The organism is Streptomyces aureus, assembly GCF_000725495.1.
Classification (GTDB): Bacteria; Actinomycetota; Actinomycetes; order Streptomycetales; family Streptomycetaceae; genus Streptomyces; species Streptomyces aureus_B.
Window position 1 is genome coordinate 1 of record NZ_JNZD01000110.1, and the last position, 259, is coordinate 259.

The 259-nt window shown below is 66.0% G+C and carries 1 protein-coding gene; it reads left to right on the forward strand.

The genetic code is table 11. The features are described 5' to 3' along the window. Positions 1-259, forward strand: a 259-nt coding sequence (locus IO36_RS36190; RefSeq protein ID WP_037626652.1) for a TerB family tellurite resistance protein, incomplete at both ends; no start/stop codon positions are given.

Sequence of the window (259 nt, forward strand, 5' to 3'; positions counted from 1 at the left end):
CCAGCTCATCGCGACGAACGAGGTCCTGCAGAACTTCGACGCCGTGGACCTGCAGCGCCGTTTCGACGAGAACCTGAACAAGCTGACCGCCGACTTCGCCTTCGGCAAGGTCAGCGTCCTCCAGGAGATCGCCAAGGCGAAGAAGAAGCCCGCCGAGGCGCGCGCCGTCATCCAGATCGGCATCGTCATCGGCGGCGCCGACGGCGACTTCGACAAGACCGAGCAGGCCGTCGTGCGCGAGGCGTGCTTCACGCTCGAC